General features: G+C 70.0%; 21 protein-coding genes. 13 read left to right on the top strand and 8 right to left on the bottom strand.

The features are described from left to right. Nucleotides 1–81 precede the first annotated feature (81 nt). Entirely contained in the window at nucleotides 82–924 is an 843-nt protein-coding gene (locus ACFV9D_RS34245; protein ID WP_385155246.1) for a hypothetical protein, read from the bottom strand. Continuing rightward, entirely contained in the window at nucleotides 924–2,237 is a 1,314-nt protein-coding gene (eccE, locus tag ACFV9D_RS34240) for a type VII secretion protein EccE (protein WP_385155327.1), read from the bottom strand. Before eccE ends, ACFV9D_RS34245 begins: the two co-directional genes overlap by 1 nt. A gap of 190 nt (nucleotides 2,238–2,427) precedes the next feature. Here eccE and eccB point away from each other — a divergent pair, with 190 nt between their 5' ends. From eccB to ACFV9D_RS34220, 4 genes are all read left to right on the top strand, one after another. Next, nucleotides 2,428–3,984 carry a type VII secretion protein EccB gene (eccB, locus tag ACFV9D_RS34235; RefSeq protein WP_385155243.1) on the top strand — a complete coding sequence of 519 codons (1,557 nt, stop codon included), beginning with the start codon at nucleotides 2,428–2,430 and terminating at the stop codon, nucleotides 3,982–3,984. Nucleotides 3,985–3,997: 13 nt separating this feature from the next. Further along, on the top strand, nucleotides 3,998–5,242 hold the full coding sequence (gene mycP / locus ACFV9D_RS34230; RefSeq protein ID WP_385155241.1) for a type VII secretion-associated serine protease mycosin: 1,245 nt from the start codon (nucleotides 3,998–4,000) through the stop codon (nucleotides 5,240–5,242). A 193-nt stretch (nucleotides 5,243–5,435) separates the two neighbouring features. Then, complete coding sequence (locus tag ACFV9D_RS34225; RefSeq protein ID WP_385155237.1) at nucleotides 5,436–5,777, top strand: WXG100 family type VII secretion target; 342 nt, start codon at nucleotides 5,436–5,438, stop codon at nucleotides 5,775–5,777. A gap of 54 nt (nucleotides 5,778–5,831) precedes the next feature. Next, on the top strand, nucleotides 5,832–6,125 hold the full coding sequence (locus ACFV9D_RS34220; protein ID WP_385155234.1) for a WXG100 family type VII secretion target: 294 nt from the start codon (nucleotides 5,832–5,834) through the stop codon (nucleotides 6,123–6,125). Nucleotides 6,126–6,195: 70 nt separating this feature from the next. On the opposite strand, the gene ACFV9D_RS34215 is transcribed toward ACFV9D_RS34220, so the two are convergent. The 4 genes from ACFV9D_RS34215 to eccCa all read right to left on the bottom strand — a co-directional run bounded on the left by ACFV9D_RS34215 (nucleotide 6,196) and on the right by eccCa (nucleotide 11,102). After that, entirely contained in the window at nucleotides 6,196–6,441 is a 246-nt protein-coding gene (locus ACFV9D_RS34215; RefSeq protein WP_385155231.1) for a DUF397 domain-containing protein, read from the bottom strand. 62 nt (nucleotides 6,442–6,503) lie between these two features. Next, nucleotides 6,504–6,650, bottom strand: coding sequence for a hypothetical protein (locus ACFV9D_RS34210; protein ID WP_385155228.1), 147 nt, complete (start codon nucleotides 6,648–6,650; stop codon nucleotides 6,504–6,506). Nucleotides 6,651–6,903: 253 nt separating this feature from the next. Then, on the bottom strand, nucleotides 6,904–7,116 hold the full coding sequence (locus tag ACFV9D_RS34205) for a hypothetical protein (protein WP_385155225.1): 213 nt from the start codon (nucleotides 7,114–7,116) through the stop codon (nucleotides 6,904–6,906). A 29-nt stretch (nucleotides 7,117–7,145) separates the two neighbouring features. Next, the gene (eccCa, locus tag ACFV9D_RS34200; protein ID WP_385155222.1) at nucleotides 7,146–11,102 is read right to left on the bottom strand and encodes a type VII secretion protein EccCa; all 3,957 of its coding nucleotides are present in this window, start codon (nucleotides 11,100–11,102) and stop codon (nucleotides 7,146–7,148) included. A gap of 172 nt (nucleotides 11,103–11,274) precedes the next feature. Here eccCa and eccD point away from each other — a divergent pair, with 172 nt between their 5' ends. From eccD to ACFV9D_RS34170, 6 genes are all read left to right on the top strand, one after another. Next, nucleotides 11,275–12,750 (top strand): type VII secretion integral membrane protein EccD, encoded by a 1,476-nt coding sequence (gene eccD, locus ACFV9D_RS34195; protein WP_385155219.1) that lies wholly within the window; start codon nucleotides 11,275–11,277, stop codon nucleotides 12,748–12,750. A gap of 165 nt (nucleotides 12,751–12,915) precedes the next feature. Beyond that, on the top strand, nucleotides 12,916–13,206 hold the full coding sequence (gene rpsO / locus ACFV9D_RS34190) for a 30S ribosomal protein S15 (protein WP_158991116.1): 291 nt from the start codon (nucleotides 12,916–12,918) through the stop codon (nucleotides 13,204–13,206). Nucleotides 13,207–13,486: 280 nt separating this feature from the next. Next, nucleotides 13,487–15,709 carry a polyribonucleotide nucleotidyltransferase gene (locus tag ACFV9D_RS34185; protein WP_385155216.1) on the top strand — a complete coding sequence of 741 codons (2,223 nt, stop codon included), beginning with the start codon at nucleotides 13,487–13,489 and terminating at the stop codon, nucleotides 15,707–15,709. Continuing rightward, nucleotides 15,706–17,085: a M16 family metallopeptidase gene (locus tag ACFV9D_RS34180; RefSeq protein ID WP_385155213.1), complete on the top strand. Its 1,380-nt coding sequence runs from the start codon at nucleotides 15,706–15,708 to the stop codon at nucleotides 17,083–17,085. Before ACFV9D_RS34185 ends, ACFV9D_RS34180 begins: the two co-directional genes overlap by 4 nt. Before the next feature lie 24 nt (nucleotides 17,086–17,109). Continuing rightward, the gene (gene dapB, locus ACFV9D_RS34175) at nucleotides 17,110–17,862 is read left to right on the top strand and encodes a 4-hydroxy-tetrahydrodipicolinate reductase (protein WP_385155210.1); all 753 of its coding nucleotides are present in this window, start codon (nucleotides 17,110–17,112) and stop codon (nucleotides 17,860–17,862) included. A gap of 5 nt (nucleotides 17,863–17,867) precedes the next feature. Further along, on the top strand, nucleotides 17,868–18,320 hold the full coding sequence (locus ACFV9D_RS34170; RefSeq protein WP_385155208.1) for a hypothetical protein: 453 nt from the start codon (nucleotides 17,868–17,870) through the stop codon (nucleotides 18,318–18,320). 3 nt (nucleotides 18,321–18,323) lie between these two features. Here the strand turns inward: ACFV9D_RS34170 and ACFV9D_RS34165 are convergent, their stop codons facing one another. Both ACFV9D_RS34165 and ACFV9D_RS34160 read right to left on the bottom strand, forming a co-directional pair. Then, complete coding sequence (locus tag ACFV9D_RS34165; protein WP_385155205.1) at nucleotides 18,324–18,878, bottom strand: hypothetical protein; 555 nt, start codon at nucleotides 18,876–18,878, stop codon at nucleotides 18,324–18,326. Between the two features lie 94 nt (nucleotides 18,879–18,972). Then, a complete protein-coding gene (locus ACFV9D_RS34160; protein WP_385155202.1) occupies nucleotides 18,973–19,212 on the bottom strand; it encodes a hypothetical protein in 240 nt (79 codons plus the stop codon). A gap of 187 nt (nucleotides 19,213–19,399) precedes the next feature. Between ACFV9D_RS34160 and thyX the strand changes: the two genes are divergently transcribed. From thyX to ACFV9D_RS34145, 3 genes are all read left to right on the top strand, one after another. Continuing rightward, entirely contained in the window at nucleotides 19,400–20,140 is a 741-nt protein-coding gene (thyX, locus tag ACFV9D_RS34155; protein ID WP_385155199.1) for an FAD-dependent thymidylate synthase, read from the top strand. 178 nt (nucleotides 20,141–20,318) lie between these two features. Then, a complete protein-coding gene (dapA, locus tag ACFV9D_RS34150; RefSeq protein ID WP_385155196.1) occupies nucleotides 20,319–21,218 on the top strand; it encodes a 4-hydroxy-tetrahydrodipicolinate synthase in 900 nt (299 codons plus the stop codon). A gap of 120 nt (nucleotides 21,219–21,338) precedes the next feature. Further along, on the top strand, nucleotides 21,339–23,024 hold the full coding sequence (locus ACFV9D_RS34145; protein ID WP_385155194.1) for a ribonuclease J: 1,686 nt from the start codon (nucleotides 21,339–21,341) through the stop codon (nucleotides 23,022–23,024). The last annotated feature ends 306 nt before the right edge of the window (nucleotides 23,025–23,330 follow it).

The following is a 23,330-nucleotide window of genomic DNA, read 5'->3' as shown; positions in this document are numbered from 1 at the left end:
GCACCGCAGAGTGAACCTCAGGTGATCACGTGGCGATCCAAATCCGTACATAAATGGACGGGATGGGAAATCGTCGCGCCGTCAGTCCATCCGGCGCGCGCTGCCCAACAATCCGGTCTCGGCGTCCGTCGCCTGCGTCATCACGAACTGCCGGTCGCTCGGCGTGCACCACAGGGTCACACCGTCGGCGAGCGTCGACAACGCCTCCGACTCCGCACGCGGTACCCCCATGATCCGGCCGATCTGCGCGGCCTCGTCGGGAGACACCCGCTGTACGCCGACCAGCGAGGACTTCTCCAGAAGACGCGGCGCCACCGGACTCAGGTACGGCAGCAGCGTCACCACCGACTGCCAGGGGCCCGACACGACCCGGCCGCGCGGCGGACGCATCCCGCAGTCCCGCACCACGACCACCGGGCTGCCGGCCGACGCGCCCTGCGGCGGAACGCGGCCGACGTCGTGCAGCGTGATGCACGGCTGGCCACCTCCCGCGGCCTGCGCGAGCGCCGTCCACGCCTGCGCCCGGCCGGTCTCCACGGCCACCCGGGCCCCGGTCGCGGCCGCGCGCAACGCCATGACCTGCGCCGTCCACAGACCGCCGATCAGCGTCACGTCGTACGGAGTGGGGCGGTTGATGCCGAGGACGGCCGGCCGGCCCTCGGCGTCCACGCCGATGACCATGCCGTCGTCACCGACCGGAAGACCGAGCGCGCCGAGCTGCTCCAGCGGTACCGAGTGCCGGTCGCGGCGCGGTCCGACGAGCCCGAAGCCGAACCGGGGCCGTGCGCCCCGCCCCGTACCCCGGCGGGACCCACCGTGCCGGCCGCCACCGCCGGCGGCGCCGGGACCGGCACCTTGGCCCGCGGCAGCAGGTGAATAGGAAGGCGAAGAAGGCGAAGAAGAAGGCGAAGTGGAGAAGGACATCAGCGCGCACCCCCGAGCGGCAGAGAAGCCAGCATTCCCGGCACCTGTTCGCGGTCGAGCCGCACCAGACCCGTCTTCACGCCACGCGCCGCACGCTCCAGTTCGTGCCGCGCCGCCACGAGCTCCTCGTCGCTGCGACCGGTGATCCGTACGTGGCCGGCGACCGTCACCTCCTGACGGTCACCGCCGCTCAGCGTCAGACTGAACGTCGTCGCCAGCGCCGGGAGCGAGGTCAGCAGCGCGATCAGCTGCGGCATCGAGGCACCCGTGCCACCGGCGCCACCCAGCTGCGGCCAGCGCCCCACCCAATACGTGGTGTGGCGACGGTCGTCGACCCGCCAGGTCCGCGCCGTCTCCTGGGTCCGCCGCGCCTGCGCCTGGCCACGACCCGCCTGCGCGATCGCCATCGGGCTCGCGCACGTCGACGTCGCCAGCGCGGCGATCAGCTCCTGCTCGGTGAGCACGGTCGCCTTGAACCCGGCACCGGCCAGCCGGCTCGCCAACTGGTCCGCAGCCCGCACCACACACTTCTGCGCGCCCTCCAGGCCACCCCCGCGCGCCGCGACCGCCTCCGGGCACAGCTCCGGGTCGAGCTTCAGCGCCACCCAGGTGATCCGCAGCGCCGGCGAACCCGTCTGCGCCTGCAGCGGCGCGTAGTTCCGCTTGGCCATCGACTGCTCCGGCAGATGCGGAGCGGGCGCCGGCTGCGTGTGCTGCACGATCTGCGCGGACTCCAGCCGGATGCCGTCCACGTGCAGGACGTCCCGGACGAGCGCGACCGGCAGCGGCCGTGCCGCGCGGTCCGGACGGAGCGCCGTGGCCTCCGACTCGACCCGCACCAGCGCGGTGAGGAACGTGCCGTCGCCGACCATCCCGACCGGCCGGCGGTCCCGGTCGCTGTACGCGTAGGTGCGCAGCGCCGGATCGCACTCCACGAGCGGCGCCAGTCCCGGCTCCGTGCCCTCCGGGACGGCGAGCGAGGCGGCCCGGCGCGCACGGGTGCGCAGGGCGAGGTACGTGGCGAGCCACTCCGGCATCGAGCGGCGGTGCCTGCGCACCACCGCGAGCAGGACCAGCGCGACCGCGACGACACCGGCCGGGACCAGCAGCATCGGCTCGATGACCCAGGCCACGAGCAGCAGCGCCGCCGCTACCTCAATCAGTACGAGCTGTTGCAATCGGAACGATCCGAAGTGTCCCGGACGTGCCTGAAGTCGGGGCGAGACGGCCGAAGGCGCGCCCGCCGAGGAGTGCGCCGGAGGCGCGGAGGAGGGTGCGGCCGCTGCGGGCCGCGTCCGCGTCGCGGATGCCATCATGGAGAATCCCCCCAATTCGTCCCGATCACCCTGGCCTGCCAGGGCTTTGGCGGCCCGTTCACCCTACCCGCCCCACAAGCACCACCGGACAGCAGGCATAGTAGGGGGCCGGTCCGACAGCCGGAGCCCGGGTGCCATGCCCCCCGGACTCGTCGGTGAAGACTGCGCCTGACGAAAATGGGGACTCATGGCATCACGGCGGGATGAGCTCAACGCGTACACCTTTGCGAAGAAGCGCACGGTGGCCGCATTCCTCCAACCTTCGCCCTCGGGGACGGAGGAGGGGGCGCCGAAGCCGCTGCGCGCGGTCGTCCCCGGTCTGATCGTCGGCGCGCTGGTGCTCGCCGGCTTCGGGGCCTGGGGCATGTTCAGCCCCAAGGCCCCCAAGGGCTGGGACGCGCCCGGCACGAAGGTGATCGTCGGCAAGCAGTCGACGACCCGCTACGTCGTGCTCACCACCGGGAAGGGCAAGGACAAGAAGACCCTGCTCCACCCCGTCCTCAACCTCGCCTCGGCGCGACTCCTGCTCACACCCCAGGAGTTCTCGGTCATCCAGGTCGACGACAAGCTGCTCGACGCGGGCAATCCGCCGCGCGGCCCGATCCTCGGCATCCCGTACGCGCCCGACCGGCTCCCCAACGCGAACGAGGCGGGCGCCGCCAAGCGCTGGGCCGTGTGCGAGCAGCCGGGCGGCGGCAAGGGAGCCAGCGTCCAGAAGGCCACGTTCGTCTTCGCCCAGCGGGACTTCGGGCGCACCGAGGGCAGCGGACAGCTCAAGGACGGACAGATCATGTACGTCCAGGGACAGAAGGACCGCGCCCGCTATCTCGTCGACCACACCGGTACGAAGTACCTGGTGCCCGGCGACCCCGCCGAGTCCGCCGGACTCACCACGGCCCTCGTCGGCCTCAACAAGGAGCCCCAGCAGGTCACGGACGACTGGCTGGCCACCCTGCACACCGGCAGCCCCATCGCGTTCCCGCAGATCCCCGGCAAGGTCGGCGACCCGGCCGGCATCGGCGGCGGCAACCTCAGCCAGACCGAGGACCGGGTCGGCATGGTCCTGCTGGGCCAGACCGGCTCCGGACCGCAGCACTACGTGGTCCTGCCCGGCAAGGTCCAGCCGGTCTCGGAGTTCACGGCCTGGCTGCTCATCAACTCGCCGCAGACCGACGCCCTCGACATGGACGGCAAGGCGACCGCCGTCGACGCGGCCTCCTTCACCCCGGACTCCGCCACCTTCGGCGCGCAGTACCGCTGGCCGACCCGCAAGTCCGAGCAGGTCAACTCGACGACCGGCGAGGGCGCCCGGGACACCGTGTGCAGCGTGCTCAACAAGGTCGACGACAAGGGCCGTACGACGCTGACCACATGGGCCGGTACGAAGTACCCGGCCGAGATCACCGCCGGCGGCACCAGCACGTACGTCACCCCGGGCAGCGGACTGCTCTACACCCAGGTCGAGGGCAACCAGACCAAGCCCGACGGCTCGCTCTTCCTCGTCACCGACACCGGACTGCGCTACGCGGTCCAGGCGAACGGCGACAGCGACGCGGACCGCTCCGACATCGGCACCGGCGACCAGGACAAGCAGACCGACGGCCGCCCGGAACCGAGCGAGGCACAGACCCGTCTCGGCTACGAGAAGGTCACGCCGAGCCTCGTCCCGATGACGTGGTCGGAGTTCCTGTCCAAGGGGCCGAGGCTCGACACCAACAGCGCGCGTCAGCCGCAGGGTTCGTAAGGGGGTGGCAGTGGTGACGTACCGAACAGCGGCCCTGCTCACCGCCACGGCCCTCACGGGGCTCCTCGCCGCACAGCCCGCGGTCGCGGAGCCGCGCGACGTCCGCCTCGACGGCAGCGGCGAGTGCACGTTCCCGATGAAGAAACAGATCGAGGGCATCCCCTGGTCGCTCCAGCGGGTCCTGCTCGACGAACTCTGGCAGGACACCAAGGGCAAGGGCATCCGCGTCGCGGTCATCGACACGGGCGTCGACGACGTCAACCCGCAGCTGAAGACCGCGGTGGACGCCAAGGCGGGCAAGGACTACCTGAAGCCCGACAAGGACAACCCCGGCCCCGGCGACGAGAAGCGCGGCAAGACCGACGGCACGGTCGACGAGGTCGGCCACGGCACCAAGGTCGCCGGCATCATCGCCGCGCGCCCCCGCTCCGGCACCGGCTTCGTCGGGCTCGCCCCCGAGGCGACGATCATCCCGATCCGGCAGAACGACGAAAAGAACAGCGGCAAGTCCGACACGATGGCCCAGGCGATCGACCACGCCGTCGCCAAGGGCGCCCATGTCATCAACATCTCGCAGGACACCACCCAGCCGCTGAGGGCCGACTCCACGATGGCCAAGGCGGTGGCCCGGGCCCTGGAGAAGGACATCGTCGTCGTCGCCTCCGCCGGCAACGACGGCATGGACGGCAAACTCAAGAACACGTACCCCGCGGCCTTCCCCGGGGTGCTCGCCGTCGCCTCCTCCGACCGTAACAACGAACGAGCCGTGTTCTCCCAGTCCGGCACCTTCGTGGGCATCGCGGCGCCCGGCGTCGACATGGTCTCCACCGTCCCCGGCGGCGGCCAGTGCGTCGACAACGGCACCAGCTTCTCCGCCCCGTACGTCTCCGGTGTCGCCGCCCTGCTGCGCGCCAAGCACCCCAAGTGGTCCGCCGCCCAGATCGTGGCCCGGATCGAGCAGACCGCCGTACGGTCCGTCAACGGACGGGACAACCACGTCGGTTGGGGAGTCGTCGACCCGGTCAAGGCGCTCGCCGACGGGCCCGAACCGCAGCCCACGGCGCCGACCGAGGACCCCGGACCGCCCAAGCCGCCGGCTCCCGAGGCCGCCCATCTGGCGATCACGGAGACGCCGCAGGAGCGCACCGAACGGCTCGCCACCTACGCTCTGGGGATCGGTGGTGTGCTGGTGGCGGTGGTCGCCGGCACGGCCACCGTGATCCGGGACAGCCGCCGCCGCCACGGGGCGGCCCGATGAACCGAAACAGTCATGTACCAGTTCGGTCCTTTGCAGTTGGAACTGTCGTACCAACTGGCTAGAGTGACTGTCGGGGGCACGGCAGTGAAGTGACCCTGCACGGGGGCGGCATCAAGAGATTCCCGTCCGCATCACAACCGGAAGGCCCGACGGCAGGGACCGTCGAGACGCCACCGAAGGAAGAAGGGGCAAGATGTCGAATCCGAACCTGAACGTAACCAGTGCCGAGCAGACCAAGCTGGCCGGCCGGATCCAGGACTTCCACGACGAGATCCAGGCGCGTATCACCTCGCTCAACAGCGTGGTGGACCGCATTCAGGCCGGATGGCAGGGCGCGGCACAGAAGGAGTTCGACCGGGTCCAGGGTGACCTGAACCTGCGTCTGAAGAACATGCGCGTCGAGCTCATCAAGCTCGAGGAGTTCATGCGGATGAGCGCCGACGGCTTCACGCGCGAGGAGGAGGACCGCATCCGCGGCTTCCGGAAGATGGACGACACCAGCCAGGGCCAGAGCGCCATCCTCGGCATGGCCTGAGCCTGAAGGCCCCGTCCTCTCCTCCACCTCTCTCTCACTCCAGGAGTCAAGAACATGACCACTGCCGTCAATTACGACACCGTGACGCAGGCGGCCGGCGACGTCCGTCTCACCGCCTCCCAGCTCTCCCAGAAGCTCAGCGACCTCATGCGGGACGTCAACCGCGTCGCCTCCGCTTGGGAGGGTGAGGCCAAGGAGGCGTACCAGGAGAGCCAGACCCGCATCACCAAGGACCAGGCCGCCATCAACCAGGACCTGCAGCGCATCGCGCAGCTGCTCGACGAGTCCGTGATCGGCTACCAGGACACCGACAAGGGCAACGCGGCCCGGTTCCGCATGATGATGTGAGACCACGCGCACAAGCGTGAGGGGGTGGCCCGTTCCGAACGGGCCACCCCCTCACGCGTATGACGAGCGCCTAGCGGAGATCGAACTCGCCGTCGCGCGCGCCCAGGACGAACGCGTCCCACTCGGCCTTCGTGTACCGCAGCACGGTCTCCTTGTCGAGCGACGACCGCATCGCCACCGCCCCGTCGGGCAGATGGGCGATCTCCACCCGCTCCTCGTCCGGACTGGTCCCGGGCGCGCCGTGCCACTCGACGTCGGAGATGTCGAGCGCGTAGAGCTCTTCCTTCTGTCGTTCCTTCTCACTGGCGTCGGCCATCGGCGCGATCCTTATCTGTGCTGTGAACGAGCCTCGTGCTGTGATCAAGCGTGTGGATCAGCCTAGTGGCCGAGCCGGTCGGCCGCGGCCCGTACGTCGGAGACGGGCACCCGCACGGAGACCCGGCCACCGGGGTTGAGCTCGAGCGCCAGATCGGGCGGGGGCAGCCGGGCCAACTCCGCGCCATTGACGGGGCGCAGGCGCGGCACGTTCGCCGGGGCGTGGTCGGGGGGTGAGCACCGGGACGAACCGGCCGTCGGCGTCCGTGTGGACGGCGATGTCCGCGCCCTCGTCCGGCAGGTACACCGTCGCCGGCCACGTGCCCGGCGCTCACCGCGCCTGAGCCCCCAGCTCCTCGGTGATGGCCGGCACGGGCCGCTCCACCCTCTGCCGAGGCTGCGGCTGCGGCTGGGGCCTCCCGCTCTGCCGCACCCCGGCCCGGGCCCCGTTGACGGCCAGCAGTCAGCCACTGCCCTCCAGCCGGAGCCGGACGTCCCGGAGCGCCCCGGACAGATCCCGGCCCCGAGCCGGCGCGGACCCCCACGGGCCGGCCGCCTCGACGCCGTACGGCAGGGGCAGCGCATCGTCGATCCACCACCGCAAGGTGCACCGCACCCGCTCCGTGCCGCGCACGGCGATGGCGTCGTCCCGGCTGCCCAGCAGCCTCTCGCTCACTGCGTCCGTCCAGGGCTCTCAGGCGTCCCCTAGTGCTGTTCCGGCAGCCAGCCCAGCTGCACCAGCGGGTTGCCCCGCTTGCGGGAGACGAACGTGCCCCGACCCGGAGGCATCGGGCGGGCACGGACGCTGCCGAGGATGTCGCCCTCGCTCGGGTCGCCGGAGAGCACGACGCCCTGGGCGCCCAGCTCCTTGGCGCGCTGCATGAAGGGCTCGTACGAACCCCTCGACGCGCCCGCGGCGCTCCGCGCGATGATGAAGCGGATGCCCACGTCCCGCGCGAAGGGCAGGTTCTCCACCAACACCTGAAGCGGGTTGCCCGAGTTCGTCGCCACCAGCTCGTAGTCGTCCACCAGGACGTACAGCTGCGGGCCCGTCCACCAGCTGCGGTCCCGCAGCTGCTGCGGGGTGATGTCGGGCTTCGGCGCCCGCTTCGTCATCACCGTGTTGATGGCGTCCATGTGCATCTGCATGGCGGACGCCATCGGCGCGTACTCGAGCAGGTGCGAGGGCGCGACCGCCTCCAGCATCGTGCGCCGGTAGTCGCCGACCACGATCCGCGCCTGCTCCGGGGTGTACCGCTCGCACAACTGCTTGGCGATCAGCCGCAGCAGTCCCGTCTTGCCGGACTCGCTCTCGCCGAAGATCAGGAAGAACGGGTCCGTCTCGAAGTCGACGAACACCGGCTCCAGGTTCGTCTCGTCGATACCGATCGCGATGCCGTGCTGCGGGTACTCGAAGCCCTTCGGCAGCTGCTCCGCCGGCAGCCGGCGCGGCAGCAGCCGCACCGCCGGAGCGGGCGCGCCCGCCCAGCTGCTCTTCACGGCCTGTACGAACGCGGTCGTGCCTTCGGACAGGTCCACCGCCGAGCTCGACCCGTCGATCCGCGGCAACGCACCCATGAAGTGCAGCTTCTCCGGCACCTGACCACGGCCGGGCACACCCGGCGGGACGTTCGCCGCGACCTTGCGGTCGAACTCGGAGTCCATGACATCGCCGAGCCGCAGCTCGAGGCGTCCCAGCATCTGGTCCTTCAGCGCGGCCCGCACCTCCATGTAACGGGCCGCCGTGATGACCACGTGGATGCCGTAGCCCAGACCGCGCGCCGCGATGTCCGAGACGACCGGCTCCAGCATGTCGTAGTCGTTGCGGAAACCGCCCCAGCCGTCGATGACCAGGAACACGTCGCCCCAGGCCTCGCCCGGCAGTTCACCCGCGGCGCGCTTGCGCCGGTAGGTGGCGATCGAGTCGATGGAGTGGGAGCGGAAGAACTCCTCGCGCCGGTTCAGCACGCCGAGCACCTCCGCGACCGTCCGCCGCACCCGCTCGGGGTCCAGCCGGGACGCGACGCCGCCGACATGCGGCAGATCGGCCAGCGACACCATGCCGCCACCACCGAAGTCCAGCGCGTAGAACTGCACTTCGGCCGGGGTGTGGGTCAGCGCGAACGCCGAGATCAGGGTGCGCATCAGCGTCGACTTGCCGGACTGCGGGCCGCCGACCACCATCATGTGGCCCGCCGCACCGGAGAAGTCCCGGTACAGCACCTCGCGCCGCTGCTCGAAGGGCTTGTCGATCAGGCCGAGCGGCACGGTCAGACCGCCGGGACGGGTGTACTCGGTCGCCGTCAGACCGCGGTCCGCGGTCGGCGCGAGCCCCGGCAGCAGTTGGTCCAGCGAGGGCGCCTGGTCAAGCGGCGGCAGCCACACCTGGTGGGCGGGCACGCCCTGCCCCTCCAGCCGGCGCACGATCACGTCGAGAACGGTGTCCGCGAGCGCCTCGTCCTCCTCCTCGCGCTGCGCCGTCAGATACGCCGGGTCGGGCGCCGCGTAGACCACCGGCACCGGCGAGGCCGTGAAGACCGCGGGCCGCCGCTCGATCGGCAGCTGCCCGGCCGCGAGCCGCGGCCCGCCCGTCCGGTACGTACCGGAGACGTACGCCGCCTTGAACCGGGTCATCTCCTCCGTACCGAACTTCAGATAGCCCGAACCCGGCACCGACGGCAGGTGGTACGCGTCCGGCACACCGATCGCCGTACGCGACTCGGCCGCCGAGAACGTCCGCAGACCGATCCGGTACGACAGGTACGTGTCCAGGCCGCGGAGCTTGCCCTCCTCAAGCCGCTGCGAGGCCAGCAGGAGGTGCACACCCAGCGAGCGACCGATGCGGCCGATCTGGATGAACATGTCGATGAAGTCCGGCTTCGCGGTCAGCAGTTCGGAGAACTCGTCGATGACCAGGACCAGCGAGGCCAGCGGCTCCAGCGGGGCACCCGCCGCGCGCGCCTTCTCGTAGTCGTGGATGTTGGCGTAGTTGCCCGCCGAACGCAGCAGCTCCTGACGGCGCTGCAGCTCACCGCGGATCGCGTCGCCCATGCGGTCGACCAGCGTGAGGTCGTCCGCGAGGTTGGTGATCACGGCCGCGACGTGCGGCATCTGGGACATGCCCGCGAACGTCGCACCACCCTTGAAGTCCGCGAGCACGAAGTTCAGCGTCTCCGAGGAGTGCGTCACCGCGAGACCGAGGACGAGCGTGCGCAGCAGCTCCGACTTTCCGGAACCGGTCGCACCCACGCACAGGCCGTGCGGGCCCATGCCCTCCTGCGCCGCCTCCTTGAGGTCCAGCATGACCGGCTGGCCGTCCTCGCCGACACCGATCGGCACGCGCAGCCGCTCGGCCACCGACCGGGGCCGCCAGGTCCGCGCCACATCCACCGAGGCGGCGTCGCCCAGGTTCAGCAGATCCGTGAAGTCCAGGTTGGCGAGCAGCGGTTCGTCGTCGTCCCCGCCGCCCATCCGCAGCGGCGCGAGCTGCCGGGCCAGCGCCTCGGCGGCCGGCAGCGAGATCCCGTCCGGCACACCCTCGTACGCGAAACCGCCGCCCGACTCCAGGCGCAGCCGCCCGGGCCGTACGACCACCGACAGGCCACCGCGCGGCTCGTCGAGCTCACCGGAGATCACCTCGACGATGGTCACGCCCTGCAGACCCTCGGGGGCCGCGAACAGCGAGTCCGGAGGCACCATCCCGCCGTCGAGGACGACCACCACGTGCGGCTGGTCCATGACCGGCTGGTTGTCGCGGCTGAACCGCGGGCGGCCGTCGAGCCGCGAGCGGATCAACGACTCCAGCTCGCCGAGGTCGTCGCCGAACAGCCGCTTGGTGCCCGCGCCGTCGACCTGTCCCGCCACCTGCGTGTGCGGCAGCCACTTCGTCCAGTCCCAGCGCTCCTGCGCGCCCCGGGCCGAGACCACGACCAGCATCAGATCGTCGGGGGAGTGCAGCGTCACCAACTGGGAGACCATGCCCCGCGCCGCGGCGTGCGCCGCCTCCGGCTCCCCGGAGACCGTCACGTGGTAGAAGGCGCGCATCGAGACCGCCATCGGCAGCCCGTCCAACGAGCCGTGCACGGCCAGGAACTGCTGCATCGCACCCGCGCACAGCGGCTCCAGCTCGTCCACCGGAGCGGTGTCCGGCGCGACCAGGGGCGTCGCCAACTGCTGGGCGCCGAGCCCGATCCGTACCTGCCCGAAGTCCTTGTCGCCCACGCGGCGTTCCCACACCCGCGAGCCCTCGGCCACCACCGACCACAACTGCTCGGGGGAGGGGTGCAGATACAGCTGCGCGTCCCGCTGCTTGCGCGCGGTGCGCCGGACCGTACGCCGGGTCTGCGCGAGGTATTTGAGATAGTCGCGCCGGACATCGGCAATTTGCCCCTGCGTACCCTTCCGGAACCGCACGAGCTGCGCGATGACCATCGCGAGCGTCGACACGAGCATCAGGATGCCCATGATGCGCATGAACGGATGCGCACCAGGCATGAAGAAGAACACCACCGAGGAGCCCATGCCGAGCATCGGCAGGAGCTGCATCAGCATGCCCTCCTGCTGCCCGCGCGGCAGTTCGGGCGGGGACTCCAGGACCAGTTCCTCACTGGGTACTTCCGGAGGAAGGGACCTCGGCGGGCGTTTGACGACGATCTGGCTCACCGGCGCATCAATCCCTCGTTACGGGCGGACTTCGTGCGGGAGTTCCGCACCGGCGCCCCCGTGAGCGACGGCCTCCCCCATGAGACGGCGATCCTACTTGCAGCTACCGGTGCCCGTCCCCGGTAGGGTGGCGCCGCAGTGTGCGCAACCGCGAATCAGGGGGTCCAGACACGTGAGTACGACCGCAGCGACCGGCTTCTGCCGCGTCACCGTCGTGGCGCCGGACAGTCGTATCGACGTCGCGCTTCCGGAGGACATCGCCGTCGCCGACGTCTATCCGGAGATCCTGCGGCTCACCGGGCAGACCCAGTCCGCGGGCACCCCGACCGGCTACCACCTGGTCCGGCGGGACGGCTCGGTCCTCGACGGCGCGCGCACCCTCGCCGCCCAGCAGGTCCTCGACGGCGAGGTCCTCTCGCTGCGCCCGTTCGCCCAGTCACTGCCGCCCGCCGTCTTCGACGACGTCTCCGACGCGGTCGCCTCAGCCGTCACGCGTGACCGGCACCTGTGGAGCGACGACCTGCTGCGCGGCGCCGGACTCGTCGGCGGCGTGCTGCTGCTGGTCCTGATGGGCTTCGTGCTCTGGTTCGCCGATCCCGTACGTCACGACATGCACAGCCTGCCCGGCGTCATCGCGGGCGCCGCGGGCGTCCTGCTCACCGCCTTCGCCGGCGTCCGGGCCCGGGTGTACGGGGACCGGGCCACCGCCGTCGCCCTCGGCCTCGGCGCCCTCCCGCTGCTGCTCATCGCCGGCTCGGGCATCGTCGGACCCGACGCCGGCCAGGGCCCCGGGCGCCTGCAGTTCCTGCTCGGCTGCGTGACCGTGCTGGTCGCCTCCGTCGTCCTGGTCGCGCTCACCCCCAGCGGCGACGCCCCCTTCGTCGCGGCGACCTTCCTGGCCGCCGTCGGCACCCTGGCCACCTTCCTGGCGATCGTCAGCGAGTCCAGCGCCACCGAGACGGCCGCGGTCTGCGCGCCCGTCGCCGTCGGCCTGGTCGCGTTCCTGCCCGGCCTCTCCGCCCGCTTCGCCCGGCTGCCCATCGGCTACGCCTCCCCGCGCAGCGCCACCGACGACGAGTTCCACGCCGACCCGAACCAGACCCCCGACGAGGCCCAGCCCGTCGACGGCGAGCGGATCGCCCTCCAGGCCCGGCGCGGCCACGAGATGCTCCTCGGCCTCGTCGGCGGCTGCGCCGCCGTCGTCGTCGGCTCCGCCGCGGTCCTCGGCTTCGCCGGCAACATCTGGGGCCAGCTGCTCGCCCTCGCCGCCGGTCTCGCGATGCTGCTGCGCGCCCGGCTCTTCCGGTACACCTCGCAGGTCGCCTGCGTGCTGGTCGCCGGCATCGCCGCGATCGCCCTGCTGATCCTCGGCCTCTCCCTGAACCCGCCGGCCGACCTGGTCAAGGACCTGCTGATCTACGGGGACCGCGGTGGCCTGGACATCCGTACGATCTGGCTCACCGCGGCCGTCGCCGCCGGCGCCGCCCTGGTCACGGCCATCGGCCTGATCATCCCGAGGAAGGGCCTCTCGCCCTTCTGGGGCCGCCTCCTCGACCTGACCGAGGGCTTCGTCCTGCTCTCCCTGGTGCCGCTCTGCCTGGCCGTCCTGGACGTCTTCATGGCGGCCCGCTCGCTCACCAGCAAATAAGGGCACTCCGGTCACCTGGTACGCTGTGTGACGGCCGTTTGTGTACGCGCTCCCGGATTCTCTGGGAGCAGCGCTCATCGGACCTTCGCCTCCGAGTCACGGAAGCTCCCCTGAGAACAAGACCAGGGGCACTCGTGGGCGCACGAACATCAAGAGGAGTACCGAGTGTCTCTCGACGCCGCTACGAAGAAGCAGATCATGGCCGAGTTCGGCACCAAGGAGGGCGACACCGGCTCCCCCGAGGTCCAGGTCGCGATGCTCTCCCGCCGCATCTCGGACCTGACCGAGCACCTCAAGCAGCACAAGCACGACCACCACTCCCGTCGTGGTCTGCTGATCCTGGTCGGCCAGCGTCGCCGCCTGCTGCAGTACCTGGCCAAGAAGGACATCCAGCGCTTCCGTGCCCTGGTCGACCGCCTCGGCATCCGCCGCGGTGCGGCCGGCGGTGCGAAGTAAGTACGCCGTGAAGGGAGCGGTTCCCACTTTTAGGGGGCCGCTCCCTTTGCTGTACGTGCGCGATGTACCGACCGGCACTTAGTCTGGTCGCACAACGCCACATCACGAGCGAGAGGCCGCCGGCACGCCGCCGGTCCTCGGTAGTGGCCCCCGGACCCCACAATCCCCGGGTGCTTCGATCGAAGACCGGCCCGCACCCGAAGGCGCGCTTCTCCTCCACCACCGTCCCCGGCCACACGGGCCGACGGACGAAAAGACGAACACGTAGGAGAAACCGCTAGTGGAGAACGAGACCCACTACGCCGAGGCCGTCATCGACAACGGCACCTTCGGCACCCGCACCATCCGCTTCGAGACGGGCCGCCTGGCCAAGCAGGCCGCCGGCTCCGCCGTCGCGTACCTGGACGACGACACGATGGTCCTTTCGGCCACCACCGCGTCCAAGAAGCCCAAGGACCAGCTCGACTTCTTCCCCCTGACGGTGGACGTCGAGGAGCGGATGTACGCGGCCGGCAAGATCCCCGGCTCCTTCTTCCGCCGGGAAGGCCGCCCCTCCGAGGACGCGATCCTCACCTGTCGCCTGATCGACCGGCCGCTGCGCCCCTCCTTCAAGAAGGGCCTGCGCAACGAGATCCAGATCGTCGAGACGATCATGGCGCTCAACCCCGACCACCTCTACGACGTGGTCGCCATCAACGCCGCCTCCTGCTCCACGCAGCTGGCCGGCCTGCCCTTCTCCGGCCCGATCGGCGGCACCCGTGTCGCGCTGATCAAGGGCCAGTGGGTCGCGTTCCCGACGCACACCGAGCTCGAGGACGCCGTCTTCGACATGGTCGTCGCCGGTCGCGTCCTGGAGGACGGCGACGTCGCGATCATGATGGTCGAGGCCGAGGCCACCGAGAAGACGATCGAGCTCGTCAAGGGCGGCGCCGAGGCGCCGACCGAGGAGGTCGTCGCCGCCGGTCTCGAGGCTGCGAAGCCCTTCATCAAGGTCCTCTGCAAGGCGCAGGCCGACCTCGCCGCCAAGGCCGCCAAGCCCACCGGCGAGTTCCCGGTCTACCTCGACTACCAGGACGACGTCCTGGAGGCGCTCACCGCCGCCGTCAAGAACGACCTCGCGCAGGCGCTCACCATCGCCGGCAAGCAGGAGCGCGAGACCGAGCTCGACCGCGTCAAGGAGCTCGCCGCCGAGAAGCTCCTCCCGGCCTTCGAGGGCCGCGAGAAGGAGATCTCGGGCGCCTACCGCGCGCTGACCAAGAAGCTGGTCCGCGAGCGGATCATCAAGGACAAGGTCCGCATCGACGGCCGCGGCATCACGGACATCCGTACGCTCGCCGCCGAGGTCGAGGCCATCCCGCGCGTGCACGGCTCGGCGCTGTTCGAGCGTGGCGAGACCCAGATCCTGGGCGTCACCACCCTCAACATGCTCCGCATGGAGCAGCAGCTGGACACCCTCTCCCCGGTGACCCGCAAGCGCTACATGCACAACTACAACTTCCCGCCGTACTCCGTCGGTGAGACCGGCCGCGTGGGCTCGCCCAAGCGCCGCGAGATCGGCCACGGCGCGCTCGCCGAGCGCGCCATCGTGCCGGTGCTGCCGACGCGCGAGGAGTTCCCGTACGCGATCCGTCAGGTGTCCGAGGCCCTCGGCTCCAACGGCTCGACGTCCATGGGTTCGGTCTGCGCCTCCACCATGTCGCTGCTGAACGCCGGTGTGCCGCTGAAGGCCCCCGTCGCCGGTATCGCCATGGGTCTGATCTCCGAGGAGATCGACGGCAAGACCCACTACGTCGCCCTCACCGACATCCTCGGTGCGGAGGACGCCTTCGGCGACATGGACTTCAAGGTCGCCGGTACGAAGACCTTCGTCACCGCGCTCCAGCTCGACACCAAGCTCGACGGCATCCCCGCCTCGGTCCTGGCCGCCGCGCTGAAGCAGGCCCGTGACGCGCGTCTGCACATCCTCGACGTGATGAACGAGGCGATCGACGTTCCGGACGAGATGTCCCCGAACGCGCCGCGCATCATCACCGTCAAGATCCCGGTGGACAAGATCGGTGAGGTCATCGGCCCCAAGGGCAAGATGATCAACCAGATCCAGGAGGACACCGGCGCCGACATCACGATCGAGGACGACGGCACCATCTACATCGGTGCCGCCCAGGGCTCGCAGGCCGAGGCCGCCCGCGCCACGATCAACGGCATCGCCAACCCGACCATGCCGGAGGTCGGCGAGCGCTACCTGGGTACGGTCGTCAAGACCACCACCTTCGGTGCCTTCGTCTCCCTCATGCCCGGCAAGGACGGCCTGCTGCACATCTCGCAGATCCGCAAGCTCGCCGGTGGCAAGCGCGTGGAGAACGTCGAGGACGTGCTCGCGGTGGGCGCCAAGGTCCAGGTCGAGATCGCCGAGATCGACCAGCGCGGCAAGCTGTCGCTCGTCCCCGTCATGGCGGACGAGGACGCGGCTGCCGAGGACAAGAAGGACGACACCGACCAGTGACGTCCCGTAGTTCCCGTGTGACGGCCCGCCCCTCTTCGGAGGGGCGGGCCGTCGCCCGTACCCAAACGCTTCTCCCGGGCAAGGACGGCATCGGCACGGTCCGCCGCACCACCCTCCCCGGCGGCCTGCGGATCGTCACCGAAACGCTGCCCTCCGTGCGCTCCGCCACCTTCGGTATCTGGGCGCACGTCGGCTCCCGCGACGAGACGCCCACCCTCAACGGCGCCACGCACTACCTGGAACACCTCCTCTTCAAGGGCACCAAGCGACGCAGCGCCCTCGACATCTCCTCCGCGCTCGACGCGGTCGGCGGAGAGATGAATGCCTTCACGGCGAAGGAGTACACCTGCTACTACGCGCGGGTCCTCGACACCGACCTGCCGCTCGCGATCGACGTCGTCTGCGACATGCTGACCGGCTCGCTGATCCTCGAAGAGGACGTGGACGCCGAGCGCGGCGTCATCCTCGAAGAGATCGCGATGACCGAGGACGACCCGGGCGACGTCGTGCACGACCTGTTCGCGCAGACCATGTTCGGCGACACCCCCCTGGGCCGCCCGGTGCTCGGCACGGTCGACACGATCAACGCCCTCGACCGCGGCCGGATCGCCCGCTTCTACAAGAAGCACTACGACCCGACCCACCTGGTCGTCGCCGCCGCGGGCAACATCGACCACGCGACCGTCGTACGCCAGGTCCGCCGCGCCTTCGAGAAGGCCGGCGCTCTCACCCGTACCGACGCACAGCCCGTCGCCCCCCGCGACGGACACCGCACGATCCGCACCGCGGGCCGCGTCGAGCTGCTGGGCCGCAAGACCGAGCAGGCGCACGTGGTCCTCGGCATGCCGGGCCTCGCCCGCACCGACGAGCGCCGCTGGGCGCTCGGCGTGCTGAACACGGCCCTCGGCGGCGGCATGTCCTCCCGCCTCTTCCAGGAGGTCCGCGAGAAGCGCGGCCTGGCCTACAGCGTGTACTCGTACACCTCGGGCTTCGCCGACTGCGGCCTCTTCGGGGTGTACGCGGGCTGCCGCCCCAACCAGGTCCACGATGTGCTGAAGATCTGTAGGGACGAGCTCGACAAGGTGGCCTCCGACGGCCTGTCCGACGACGAGATCGCCCGCGCCATCGGCCAGCTCTCCGGCTCGACGGTCCTCGGCCTGGAGGACACCGGCGCGCTGATGAACCGCATCGGCAAGAGCGAGCTGTGCTGGGGCACCCAGATGTCCGTCGACGACATGCTCGCCCGGATCGCCGCGGTCACCCCGGACGAGGTCCGGGAGGTCGCCCGTGATGTGCTCGGACAGCGTCCCTCGCTGTCCGCCATAGGGCCGCTGAAGGACAAGCAGGCGGCACGCCTGCACGAATCCGTCTCCTAGACACTCCCAGAGAGAGTTCAGAGCATGAGCAAGCTGCGCGTGGCGGTACTCGGAGCCCAGGGCCGTATCGGCTCCGAGGCGGTACGGGCCGTCGAGGCCGCCGAGGACATGGAACTGGTCGCGGCGCTCGGCCGCGGCGACAAGCTGGAGACGCTCGCCGACGCGGGCGCCCAGGTCGCGGTCGAACTGACCACCCCGGCCTCGGTGATGGACAACCTCGAGTACTGCGTACGCCACGGCATCCACGCGGTCGTCGGCACCACCGGCTGGAACGAGGAGCGCCTCGCGCAGCTGAACACCTGGCTCGACGCCTCTCCGCAGACGGGCGTCCTGATCGCCCCGAACTTCTCCATCGGCGCCGTCCTGACGATGAAGTTCGCGCAGATCGCGGCCCCGTACTTCGAGTCCGTCGAGGTCGTCGAGCTGCACCACCCGAATAAGGTCGACGCCCCCAGCGGCACCGCCACGCGCACCGCCCAGCTGATCGCCGCCGCCCGCGCCGAGGCCGGCCTCGGCGCCCAGCCGGACGCGACCGCGACCGCCCTCGACGGCGCGCGTGGTGCGGACGTCGACGGCGTCCCGGTGCACGCCGTACGCCTGCGGGGCCTGCTGGCCCACCAGGAGGTGCTGCTCGGCGGCGATGGCGAGACCCTGACCATCCGTCACGACTCGCTGCACCACTCCAGCTTCATGCCGGGCATCCTTCTGGGCGCCCGCCGTGTCGTCACCACTCCCGGCCTCACCTTCGGCCTGGAGCACTTCCTGGACCTGGGCTGACGGTCATGGGCGGAAAGATCACGTACGTCTTCCTCGCCACGGTGCTGGTGCTCGTCTTCGGCGTCGTGGCGATGGAGGGCGTCCTGCTCCTGCTGACCGGCGAGCCGGCCGCCATGGGCATGGGTGCGGTCGCGTTCCTGCTGCCCTGCGTGGGTGGCTGGTTCCTCTGGAAGAACACCGCCTTCGCGCGGAACGCGCAGCGGCTGGCCCGCGAGCTGGAGGCCGAAGGCGGCCTGCCCGTGGACGAGTTGAAGCGCACGGCCGGCGGCCGGATCGACCGGGACTCGGCCGACGAGGTCTTCGCGCAGCGGCGGGCCGAGACCGAGGACTCCCCGGACGACTGGCGCTGCTGGTTCCGGCTCGCGGTCGCCTATCACGACGCCCGCGACACCCCGCGCGCCCGCAAGGCGATGCAGCGCGCGATCGCCCTCCACGAGGGCCGTACGGTCAGCGCGTAGCGGTCAACGCGCGGCGTGGACGCCGTACTCGGCGTTCCACGCCTCGACCGTGTCGGCCGCGCGGTCGAACGCCTCGACGCGCGAGAGGAAGTCGGCGCTGTGGTCGGTGAGCAGAGTGATCTGCTCACCGCCCTGCCGTACGAGAATCAGCGCCTGGCCCTGCACGGTGCGGGGCAGCCCCAGCCACCGCACGGGCTGCTGCACCGTGCGCAGCTCCGTCACCCGCGGCCAGGCCACGGTCGCCGTCGAGAAGAAGCCGACCCGGCGCACGCCGTGGCGGCTCACCCAGGTCCCCACCCGCAGCGCTCGCAGCGCACCGACGATGATCGCCGCAGCGAGCCCGAAGGTCGCGAGGGCACCGGTCATCGCCCCCGCCGCGGCGATGATCACCGCGGCGAAGAGCACGAACGAGGCGAGCAGCAGCGCGAGCGCCGCCGCCCCGACCCGCCAGGGTCCGGGCCGGTAGGGACGACGCCACTGGTCGTGGTCGTCGAACGGCAGCGCGACGTCGTCGGACGCGTCAAAAGCGCGGTCGGCCGTCAGAAAAGGCAGGGGCACGACTGATCCTCACTCACAAGCACGCTCGAAGGGGCTGTGCCCGGTGAGGCTACCGAGGTGGTCTCGACCGGGCCACCCCAGGGGGCCGTACTGCTCAACGGCTGTCGGAAGCCTCGGACTGCTGCCGGTGGCCCTCGGTCGTACCCGACTGCATGGACGGGATTCCGAAGAGCAGCGATCCGACGAGACCGGCCACGACGGTCAGCCCGACCAGCGTACGGCCCATGACCTCGGAGACACTGAGGCGCTCCCTGGGCGGCGGAGTGACGTTACTGCGGAAGCGGTCGGCATCAGCGACGAACGCAAACGGGACAGCTTCTCGCCGGCCGAACATGGGGCCACTCTCCTGGTGCTCTGTGGTGTGCGGTGTCACAGATACAGACGAGCAAAGTCACCATTCGGTGCCCCATTTCCCCGAATTGGCCAAAGAAAGTGGTCCGGGTGGGTGTGGGAGTCCGCTGTCAGTGGCTCCCCGTAGAGTGGGCGCCGCCCGAGCGACGCACTTTGGAAGGACCCCGCCGGTGACCGACACCCCCGCAGCAGACCTCAAGCCCAGCTTCCGCAGCGATGTGACCGTCGAGCTGGTGAAGCACAGCGCCGCCGACTCGGACGTGCTGTGGGCGGCCCGCGTCTCCACCGCGGGAGAGCAGTCGCTCGACGAGCTGCAGAAGGAACCCGAGCGGTCCAAGGGGCTCATCAACTACCTGATGCGGGACCGGCACGGCAGCCCGTTCGAGCACAACTCGATGACGTTCTTCATCAGCGCCCCGATCTTCGTGTTCCGCGAGTTCATGCGCCACCGCGTCGGCTGGTCGTACAACGAGGAGTCGGGCCGCTACAGGGAGCTGGAGCCGGTCTTCTACGTTCCGGACGCCTCCCGGAAGCTCGTCCAGGAGGGCCGCCCGGGCAAGTACGTCTTCGTCGAGGGCAGCGAGGCCCAGCAGGAGCTGACCGGCCGCGTCATGGAGGACTCGTACATCCAGGCGTACGCGGCGTACCAGGAGATGCTCGCCGCCGGCGTCGCCCGCGAGGTCGCCCGCGCGGTCCTGCCCGTCGGCCTCTTCTCCTCGATGTACGCCACGTGCAACGCGCGCTCGCTGATGCACTTCCTCGGTCTGCGCACCCAGCACGAGCTGGCCAAGGTGCCGTCCTTCCCGCAGCGGGAGATCGAGATGGTCGGCGAGAAGATGGAGCAGCACTGGGCCCAGCTCATGCCGCTGACCTATGCCGCGTTCAACAAGAACGGCCGTGTGGCCCCATAAAGCACACACGTACGATCCCGTCACGCGAAGTGTCCGTATTGCGACGTTTCACGAAGTTCATCTAGGCTGATCAAACGGACCCGGCACTGCCTGAACCCCCGAGCAGGCAGTGCCGGGCTCCCTTTCTCACGTCCCCCTAGGGGACACCGGGCGCTGAGCAGCGAGTAGCGTGTTACCCATGGCTCCGATCTCCACTCCGCAGACCCCCTTCGGGCGGGTCCTCACCGCCATGGTCACGCCCTTCACGGCTGACGGCGCACTCGACCTCGACGGTGCCCAGCGACTCGCCGCCCATCTGGTGGACGCAGGCAACGACGGCCTCGTCATCAACGGCACCACCGGCGAGTCCCCGACCACCAGTGACGCGGAGAAATCGGAGCTGGTACGAGCCGTACTGGACGCGGTCGGCGACCGCGCCCACGTCGTCGCCGGCATCGGCACCAACGACACCCACCACTCCATCGAGCTCGCCCGCACCGCCGAACGCGACGGCGCGCACGGCCTGCTCGCCGTCACGCCGTACTACAACAAGCCCCCGCAGGAGGGCCTGTACCGGCACTTCTCGGCCATCGCCGACGCCACCGAGCTCCCGGTGATGCTCTACGACATCCCCGGCCGCAGCGGCGTCCCGATCGACACCGAGACGATCGTCCGCCTCGCCGAGCACCCCCGGATCGTCGCCAACAAGGACGCCAAGGGAGACCTCGGACGGGCCAGCTGGGCCATCGCCCGATCCGGCCTGGCCTGGTACTCCGGCGACGACATGCTCAACCTGCCGCTGCTCTCCGTGGGCGCCTGCGGCTTCGTCTCCGTCGTGGGCCACGTCGTGACCCCCGAGCTCCGCGCCCTCCTGGACGCCCACCTGAACGGCGAGGTCCAGAAGGCCACCGAGATCCACCAGCGGCTCCTGCCGATCTACACCGGCATGTTCCGCACCCAGGGCGTCATGACCACCAAGGCCGCCCTCGCCCTCCAGGGCCTCCCGGCCGGCCCCCTGCGCATGCCGCTCGTGGAGCTCTCGCCCGAGGAGACCGCCCAGCTCAAGATCGATCTCGCCGCCGGCGGGGTAGAGATCTGACTACAGACTTCACAACTGAATATCCGATCGACGAACGATCGACTGACAACAGCAAGTGCACGAATGTCATGCGCGCCACGTGCCCAAGCGGTACGTGGCGCGTGTGGTGAGGAGAGTCTTTTGAGTCATCCGCATCCTGAACTCGGCGCCCCGCCGAAGCTGCCCAAGGGCGGCCTGCGCGTCACCCCGCTCGGCGGGCTCGGTGAGATCGGCCGCAACATGACGGTCTTCGAGTTCGACGGCCGGCTGCTGATCGTCGACTGCGGCGTCCTCTTCCCCGAGGAGGAGCAGCCGGGCATCGACCTGATCCTGCCCGATTTCACCATCATCAAGGACCGCCTCGACGAGGTCGAGGGCATCGTGCTCACGCACGGCCACGAAGACCACATCGGCGCCGTCCCGTACCTCCTCCGGCTCAAGCCGGACATCCCGCTCATCGGCTCCAAGCTGACCCTCGCCCTGATCGAGGCCAAGCTCCAGGAGCACCGCATCCGCCCCTACACCCTCGAGGTGACGGAGGGCGACCGGGAGAACCTGGGCCCGTTCGACTGCGAGTTCATCGCGGTCAACCACTCCATCCCCGACGCGCTGGCCGTCGCCATCCGCACCCCTGCGGGCATGGCCGTCGCCACCGGCGACTTCAAGATGGACCAGCTCCCGATGGACGGCCGGCTCACCGACCTGCACGCGTTCGCGCGGCTCAGCGAGGAGGGCATCGACCTCCTGCTGTCCGACTCGACGAACGCCGAGGTCCCGGGCTTCGTCCCGCCGGAGAAGGACATCTCCAACGTCCTGCGGAACGTCTTCGCGAACGCCCAGAAGCGCATCATCGTGGCCAGCTTCGCCAGCCACGTGCACCGCATCCAGCAGATCCTCGACGCGGCGCACGAGTACGGCCGCCGGGTGGCCTTCGTCGGCCGCTCGATGGTCCGCAACATGGGCATCGCCCGCGACCTCGGCTACCTCCGGGTCCCGGCCGGCCTTGTCGTCGACGTGAAGACCCTCGACGACCTGCCGGACGACGAGGTCGTGCTGGTCTGTACGGGCTCCCAGGGCGAGCCGATGGCGGCGCTCTCCCGGATGGCGAACCGCGACCACCAGATCCGGATCGTCCAGGGCGACACCGTGATCCTGGCGTCGTCCCTGATCCCGGGCAACGAGAACGCGGTCTACCGCGTGATCAACGGCCTGACCCGCTGGGGTGCCAACGTCATCCACAAGGGCAACGCCAAGGTCCACGTCTCGGGCCACGCCTCGGCAGGCGAGCTGCTGTACTTCTACAACATCTGCAAGCCGAAGAACCTCATGCCGGTCCACGGCGAATGGCGCCACCTGCGCGCCAACGCCGAGCTCGGCGCGATGACGGGTGTCCCGAAGGACCACATCGTCATCGCCGAGGACGGCGTCGTCGTCGACCTGGTCGACGGCAAGGCCAGGATCGTCGGCAAGGTCCAGGCCGGTTACGTGTACGTCGACGGCCTCTCGGTCGGCGACGTCACCGAGACCCACCTGAAGGACCGCCGGATCCTGGGCGACGAGGGCATCATCTCGGTCTTCGTGGTCGTGGATTCCTCGACCGGCAAGATCGTCAGCGGCCCGAACATCCACGCCCGGGGCTCCGGCATCGAGGATTCGGCGTTCGACGCCGTGATCCCGAAGGTCGAGCAGGCCCTGAACAAGTCCGCCCAGGACGGCGTGGTCGAGCCCCACCAGCTGCAGCAGCTGATCCGCCGTTCGGTCGGCAAGTGGGTCTCGGACACCTACCGCCGGCGCCCGATGATCCTCCCGGTCGTCGTGGAGGTCTGAGCAGCCCGCGCTGCCTGACCAGCGTCAACCCGGAGCGGGGCGCCTCGATTTGCATCGGGGCGCCCCGCTCCAGTACGTTTACGGCTCCGCCAGCAAGGGAACCCGGCACCTTCGTGTGCCTGAACGGGTGACTGAGCGGGGCGGGAAATCCGACTCAGAACTTCTGATAAAGTCGGATCAACGCCGGAAAGCGGATCGGGAAAGCCGAGAAGCCGGAAAGCACCGAGGAAATCGGATCGGAAAGATCTGATAGAGTCGGAAACGCAAGACCGAAGGGAAAAGCCCGGAGGAAAGCCCGAGAGGGTG

This window comes from Streptomyces sp. NPDC059875 (assembly GCF_042731085.1).
Lineage (GTDB): Bacteria > Actinomycetota > Actinomycetes > Streptomycetales > Streptomycetaceae > Streptomyces.
The sequence above is the reverse complement of the archived record's forward strand: the minus strand, read 5'-3'. Positions and strand labels throughout refer to the sequence as shown.